This is a genomic window from Mesorhizobium sp. M7A.F.Ca.CA.001.10.2.1, assembly GCF_003998575.1.
GTDB lineage: Bacteria > Pseudomonadota > Alphaproteobacteria > Rhizobiales > Rhizobiaceae > Mesorhizobium.
Genome location: NZ_RZQY01000345.1, coordinates 1 through 6,254, shown reverse-complemented (window position 1 = coordinate 6,254; position 6,254 = coordinate 1). Strand labels below are relative to the sequence as shown.

At 64.2% G+C, this 6,254-nt stretch carries 7 protein-coding genes; 5 read left to right on the top strand and 2 right to left on the bottom strand.

Annotated elements, in window-relative coordinates; genetic code table 11:
- From EN964_RS21080 to deoA, 5 genes are all read left to right on the top strand, one after another.
- Positions 1 to 1,005: ABC transporter permease (locus EN964_RS21080; protein ID WP_164775910.1), on the top strand; the 1,005-nt coding region annotated here is incomplete at its 5' end.
- 1 nt (position 1,006) lies between these two features.
- Positions 1,007 to 1,978 carry an ABC transporter permease gene (locus EN964_RS21075; protein WP_127266924.1) on the top strand — a complete coding sequence of 324 codons (972 nt, stop codon included), beginning with the start codon at positions 1,007 to 1,009 and terminating at the stop codon, positions 1,976 to 1,978.
- A gap of 56 nt (positions 1,979 to 2,034) precedes the next feature.
- Entirely contained in the window at positions 2,035 to 2,427 is a 393-nt protein-coding gene (gene cdd / locus EN964_RS21070) for a cytidine deaminase (protein WP_127266925.1), read from the top strand.
- A 30-nt stretch (positions 2,428 to 2,457) separates the two neighbouring features.
- On the top strand, positions 2,458 to 3,267 hold the full coding sequence (locus EN964_RS21065) for a purine-nucleoside phosphorylase (protein WP_127266926.1): 810 nt from the start codon (positions 2,458 to 2,460) through the stop codon (positions 3,265 to 3,267).
- Positions 3,267 to 4,586 (top strand): thymidine phosphorylase, encoded by a 1,320-nt coding sequence (deoA, locus tag EN964_RS21060; RefSeq protein ID WP_127266927.1) that lies wholly within the window; start codon positions 3,267 to 3,269, stop codon positions 4,584 to 4,586. The genes EN964_RS21065 and deoA overlap by 1 nt, the downstream gene beginning before the upstream one ends.
- Before the next feature lie 84 nt (positions 4,587 to 4,670).
- Here deoA and EN964_RS21055 read toward each other — a convergent pair whose 3' ends face one another.
- The gene (locus EN964_RS21055) at positions 4,671 to 5,234 is read right to left on the bottom strand and encodes a TIGR02281 family clan AA aspartic protease (protein ID WP_127266928.1); all 564 of its coding nucleotides are present in this window, start codon (positions 5,232 to 5,234) and stop codon (positions 4,671 to 4,673) included.
- Between the two features lie 222 nt (positions 5,235 to 5,456).
- Positions 5,457 to 6,086, bottom strand: a complete 630-nt coding sequence (upp, locus tag EN964_RS21050; protein ID WP_127266929.1) for a uracil phosphoribosyltransferase — start codon at positions 6,084 to 6,086, stop codon at positions 5,457 to 5,459.
- Positions 6,087 to 6,254: the final 168 nt, after the last annotated feature.

Below are 6,254 nucleotides of genomic sequence, written 5' to 3'. Positions count from 1 at the left end.
ATCCTGGTCGAGGGCGCCTTCGGCAAAGGCACAGGCATCGCCTTCACCCTCTTTTATGCGACCACCTTCATCTTCACCGGGCTTTCGGTGGCGGTGGCCGCGCATTGCGGCCTGTTCAACATCGGCACCGAAGGGCAGGCCTACATCGCCGGCCTCGGCATCGCCATCGTCTGCCTGAGCTTCGACAGCACACTGCCATGGTGGCTGACCTTCCCGCTGGCGATCATTGCTGCGGCGACGGTCGGCGCATTGTGGGCGCTCATCCCGGCCTATCTGCAGGCCAAGCGTGGCTCGCACATCGTCATCACCACCATCATGTTCAACTTCATCGCCGCCTCGATCATGGTTTACCTGCTGGTCGGCCCGTTGAAGCCAGCCGCCTCGCAAGCGCCGCAGACGCGTAACTTCCTCGCCGGCGCGGAATTGCCCAAGCTCAACTGGATCATCGAGCTGTTCGGCGCCAAGATCCGTTCGGCGCCGCTCAATGTCACCTTCCTGCTGGCGCTGGTCATGGCCTTCCTGGTCTGGCTGCTGATCTGGCGCACCAAGCTCGGCTATGAAATGCGCACCTACGGTCACAGCCCGAAAGCGGCACGCTATGCCGGCATCTCCGAAACCCGCATCATCATCACCGCCATGATGATCTCGGGCGGGCTGGCCGGCATGATGGCACTCAATCCGGTGATGGGCGATCAGCACAATGTCGCCATCGACTTCGTTTCCGGCGCCGGCTTCGTCGGCATCGCCGTGGCGCTGATGGGCCGCCTGCACCCTGTCGGCATCGTGCTGGCGGCGATCCTGTTCGGCATGCTCTACCAGGGCGGCGCCGAACTCGCCTTCGAGATGCCGGCGATCAGCCGCGACATGATCGTCATCATTCAAGGCCTGGTGATCCTGTTTGCCGGTGCCCTCGAGCACATGTTCCGGCCCTACATCCAGGCGCTGTTCGCCTCGTTCAGTCCGCGATCGGTGGGCATGGAAGCGGTCAAGGGGAAAGGTGCCTGAGATGGATGTGTTCAACGCGATCATCCAGACACTGGACTCCACCATCCGCCTTTCGGTGCCGCTGCTGCTTGCCTGCCTCGCCGGCCTCTATTCGGAACGCGCCGGCATCTTCGACATCGGTCTCGAAGGCAAGATGCTGGTCGGCGCCTTCGCCGGTGCGGCCGCCGCTTCCGTGTTCCATTCGGCCTTTCTCGGCCTCGGCATGGCGATCCTGATCTCGGTCGCCTTTGCCATGATCCACGGTTTTGCCTCGATCACCCATCGCGGCAACCAGATCGTCTCCGGCGTGGCGATCAATTTCATCGCCGCCGGCTCGACCATCATCCTCGGCCAGGCCTGGTTCCAGCAGGGCGGGCGCACGCCGGCGCTGCAACCGGGCGAGCGCTTCGAGGCCATCACCTTGCCGGGCGCCGAGGCCATCCGCGGCGTTCCGATCATCGGACCGATCTATGCCGAGCTCCTGTCGGGCCACTCGATCCTGGTCTATCTTGCCTTCCTGATGGTGCCGTTCACCTGGTGGGTGCTGTTTCGCACCCGTTTTGGCCTCAGGCTGCGCGCCGTAGGCGAGAACCCGGCCGCCGTCGATACTGCCGGCATATCGGTCGCCTGGCTGCGCTACAGGGCGCTGATCTGCACCGGCATCCTCACCGGCATTGCCGGCGCCTACCTGTCGATGGTGCAAAATGGCGGCTTCGTGAAGGACATGACCGCCGGCAAGGGCTATATCGCGCTGGCAGCCTTGATCTTTGCCAAGTGGAAGCCGGTCAACGCCATGTTCGCCTGCCTTCTGTTCGGCTTCCTGGACGCGGCGTCGATCCGCCTGCAGGGATCACCGCTGCCCATCATCGGCAAGGTGCCTGCGCAGTTCATGCAGGCGCTGCCCTACATCCTCACCGTCATCCTGCTCGCCGGCTTCATCGGCAAGGCAATCCCGCCACGCGCCGGCGGCGTACCTTATGTCAAGGAACGTTGAGCGGCAGGTCGGCTTTGCGCCGGGTTTTGAACACGATCATCGGAGAGAACACCTGAATGTCGCATGATCTGTTCGAGGCCGCCAAGGCCGCCATGGCCAAGGCCTACGCGCCCTATTCTAAGTTTCCGGTCGGCGCTGCCTTGCGCACCGAGGACGGGCGCGTCTTTACCGGCGCCAACATCGAAGTCGCCTCCTATCCGGAAGGCTGGTGCGCCGAGACCACGGCGCTCGGCCACTACATCATGGGCGGCGGCGGCAAGATCGTGGAAATCGCCGTCATCGCCGAACGCATGGCGAAATGCTCGCCTTGCGGCGGCTGCCGGCAGCGGCTGGCCGAATTCTGCCGGCCGGAAACAAAGCTCTATCTCTGCGACAATGCAGGTGTGGCCGAGACCGTGACCATGGGCGACATGCTGCCTTACGGTTTCCGCGGCGATATTTTGAAATGAACAACGGGCTCAAATGAACAGCTGGCAGCGATGACGGAAAAAACCCTGGATCATCTCGTCGAAAGGCTGGACGGCCTGGCGCCGGCCACGGCCCTGGTGCTCGGTTCGGGCCTCGGCGGTCTGGTCGACCAGATCGAGGACCCGATCCGCATCTCCTATGCCGACCTGCCCGGTTTTCCCAGAAGCGGTGTCACCGGGCACGCCGGCGAAGTGGTGGCAGGGCTGTTTGCCGGCGTGCCGGTGCTGATGCTGTCGGGCCGCGCCCATTACTACGAGCACGGCAACGCCGCGGCGATGCGGCCGGTGCTGGAAGTGCTTGCCGGCATCGGCATCACGAAACTGATCCTCACCAATGCCGCCGGCTCGGTCGATCCGGACATGCCGCCTGGCTCGGTAATGCTGATATCGGACCACATCAATTTCTCGGGCACCAATCCGCTGATCGGCGAACCAAGCGACCGGCGTTTCGTCGGCCTGACTGAAGCCTATGATGCCGGCATCCGCCAGGCCATCGAACGGGCGGCAAATGCGACCGGCACCACCCTGCACAAGGGCGTCTATATGTGGTTCTCCGGTCCATGCTTCGAAACGCCGGCCGAGATCCGCATGGCGCGCATCATGGGCGCCAATGCGGTCGGCATGTCGACCGTACCGGAGGTCATTCTCGCCCGCTTCCTAGGACTGCGCGTCGCCGCCTGTTCGGTCATCACCAATCTGGCCGCCGGCATGACCGGGGCCGAGCTTTCGCACCAGGAGACCAAGGACATGGCCCCGGTCGGTGGCGCGCGGCTGGCGACGATCCTGCAACGCGTGTTCCGCGACGGACTGCTGGAGATCTGATGCTTCCCCAGGAAATCATCCGCCGCAAGCGCGATGGCCTCAGGCTGTCGGAAGAGGAGATCGCCGGCTTCGTCGCGGGCGTGACGTCGGGCGCCGTCACCGATGGCCAGGCCGGCGCCTTCGCCATGGCGGTGTTCTTCAACGGCATGAACCGCGACGAGGCCGTGGCGCTCACGCTGGCGATGCGCGATTCCGGCGATGTGCTCGACTGGTCGGACCTGCCCGGCCCGGTCACCGACAAGCATTCGACCGGCGGCGTCGGCGACAATGTCTCGCTGATGCTGGCGCCGATCGTCGCCGCCTGCGGCGCCTATGTACCGATGATCTCGGGCCGCGGCCTTGGCCACACCGGCGGCACGCTGGACAAGATGGATGCCATTCCCGGCTACATCAGCCAGCCCGATGTAGCGCTGTTTCGCAAGGCGGTGCTCGAAACAGGCTGTGCCATCATCGGCCAGACCGCCGACCTCGCGCCCGCCGATCGACGGCTCTACGCGATCCGCGACGTCTCCGGCACGGTCGAATCGGTGCCGCTGATCACCGCTTCGATCCTGTCGAAGAAGCTGGCGGCCGGGCTGCAATCGCTGGTGCTCGACGTCAAGGTCGGCAACGGCGCCTTCATGGAAAAATCGCGCGACGCCACCGCACTCGCCAACAGCCTGGTTGAGATCGCCAACGGCGCCGGACTAAAGGCTTCGGCGTTGATCACCGGCATGAACGAGCCCTTGGCGTCGGCCGCCGGCAACGCCGTCGAGGTGCGCAACGCCGTTGATTTCCTCACCGGCCGGTATCGTGACCGTCGGCTCGAGGACGTGACGCTGGCGCTGGCCGCCGAAATGCTGCAGTCGGCCGGGCTGGTGTCGTCCAACCAGGATGGCATGCGGCGCGCCACCGAGACACTCGCCAGCGGCCGCGCCGCCGCCACCTTCGCACGCATGGTGGCCGCGCTTGGCGGCCCCGCCGATTTCATCGAGAAACCGGAAAAGTATCTGCCAGCGGCGGCGATCGAATTTGCCGTCAACGCGACCGCAAACGGCTTCGTCACCGGCATCGCCACCCGCGATATCGGGCTCGCCGTGGTCGGCCTGGGAGGTGGGCGCACGCGGCCGGACGACAAGATCGACCCCGCGGTCGGCATCACCAGGTTGTTGCCGGTCGGTGCGGAGGTTGGGATCGGCGAGCCGCTGGCGCTGATCCATGCCCGCTCATCGGCCGATGCCGAGGCCGCCGCGGCTACCGTGCTTTCGGCCTATACGGTCGGCGCCTCGAAGCCGCCCGCCGACAAGTCGGTCATCCGGCGGATTCTGCCGCGCGGCTGAAGCAATTCCAGGAAAAGTGGTGGACCGGTTTTCCCGGGAAAGCGCATAGCGCTTTCCCTTGGAAATTGCGGAAAACGAATAGCCTTACTGGACGAGCAGCAGCGTGCCGTTCTCGACCTGGTATTTGTCGAGCCGGTTGAGAAAGCTCATGCCGATCAGATTGGTGCGCAGCGCCCTGTCGTCGAGCACGATGGTCTGGACGTCATTGACCGTGATGTTGCCGATCTGCAGGCGGTCGATCATGGCCACGGCCGCCTTGATGGTGCCGTTGGCCGTGTTGACCTCGTGGCTGAAGTCCGAAGCATTCAGCGACAAGCCGATTCGGCGTGCCGTCGACATGTTGATGGCGACCAGCGTGGCGCCGGTGTCGATCATGCCGTCGACCTGGCGCCCGTTGAACTTGAAAGCCGATGAGAAATGTCCGCGCTCGTCTGCCGCGACGACCACCTTGCGGCCCATCGGCAGCGGTGCCGCGGGCTTGTTGGGCACCGATGCCAGATTGACGTCTGGTTGGGCTTCGACCGCTTGTTTGCCCGGCACCGCCGACCTCAGCAGGTTTTCGACGAGTTGCGGATTGGACTGGTACACAATCGGTATCGATGCCGATGAACCGGCGAAAACGGCGAGGATCAGAAGTTTGCGCAGCATGGATCGGCCTCGCCGCATGACCCCGGAAATCGGGATCGATTTCCGAAAGGCTCACGCGCAAATCAAAATGCTACAGCGTCCTTTGCGCGTCCGAAATGGACGCGCGGCGCCGTAGTGACAGCCGATCGTTAGACCCGGATGGTGTTTGCCGCTTTAACGCGCGCCAAAACCGCGCCTTTGCGTAAACGTTTGGTAAATCGCACCAGGTGACTTTGCCTGGTATTACTTGGTCCCGTACATGCGGTCGCCGGCGTCGCCGAGGCCGGGCATGATGTAGCCCTTCTCGTTGAGCTGGCGGTCGATCGAAGCGGTGAAGACGGGAACGTCCGGATGCGCCTTGAGAAAGCGTTCGATGCCTTCGGGCGCCGCCAGCAGGCAAAGGAAACGGATGTTGGTGGCGCCGCGCTCTTTCAGCTTGTCGATCGCCGCGATCGCCGAATTGGCGGTGGCCAGCATCGGATCGACGACGATCACCAGCCGGTCGGCGAGATCGCTCGGCGCCTTGAAGAAATATTCGACCGCTTCCAGCGTTTCGTGATCGCGGTAGAGACCGACATGGGCGACGCGGGCCGCCGGAACCAGGTCGAGCAGGCCTTCCAGCAAGCCGTTGCCGGCGCGCAGCACGGAGGCAAAGACCAGCTTCTTGCCCTCAAGCGTCGGCGCTTCCATGGTTTCCATCGGCGTCTCGATGGTCGTCGTCGTCAGTTCGAGGTTGCGGGTGACCTCGTATCCGAGCAGCAGCGAGATTTCGCGCAGCAGCCGGCGAAAGCCGGCCGTCGAGGTTTCCTTCTTGCGCATGATGGTCAGCTTGTGCTGGACAAGCGGGTGGTCGACGACGGTGACGCCCTGCATGGTGTTCTCCTGATGCCTGCGCCCGAAAATGCGCGCATGGCCCTTTCGGACGCGCCGCGCTTCAAGCTGCCTGAGCGAACCCTAGCGGCAATGCGCCGGTCAAGGAACCGCTTGGCCCGCACCGACCACAGCTTTGTCGGCGGAAATCAGCGTGCCGCGCTGTTCAAC

What these genes read in the sequence shown, in the direction of transcription:
- EN964_RS21075 (WP_127266924.1), top strand. Translation starts at nt 1,007, where the DNA reads ATGGATGTGTTCAACGCGATCATCCAGACACTGGACTCCACCATCCGC.
- cdd (WP_127266925.1), top strand. Translation starts at nt 2,035, where the DNA reads ATGTCGCATGATCTGTTCGAGGCCGCCAAGGCCGCCATGGCCAAGGCC.
- EN964_RS21065 (WP_127266926.1), top strand. Translation starts at nt 2,458, where the DNA reads ATGACGGAAAAAACCCTGGATCATCTCGTCGAAAGGCTGGACGGCCTG.
- deoA (WP_127266927.1), top strand. Translation starts at nt 3,267, where the DNA reads ATGCTTCCCCAGGAAATCATCCGCCGCAAGCGCGATGGCCTCAGGCTG.
- EN964_RS21055 (WP_127266928.1), bottom strand. Translation starts at nt 5,234, where the DNA reads ATGCTGCGCAAACTTCTGATCCTCGCCGTTTTCGCCGGTTCATCGGCA.
- upp (WP_127266929.1), bottom strand. Translation starts at nt 6,086, where the DNA reads ATGCAGGGCGTCACCGTCGTCGACCACCCGCTTGTCCAGCACAAGCTG.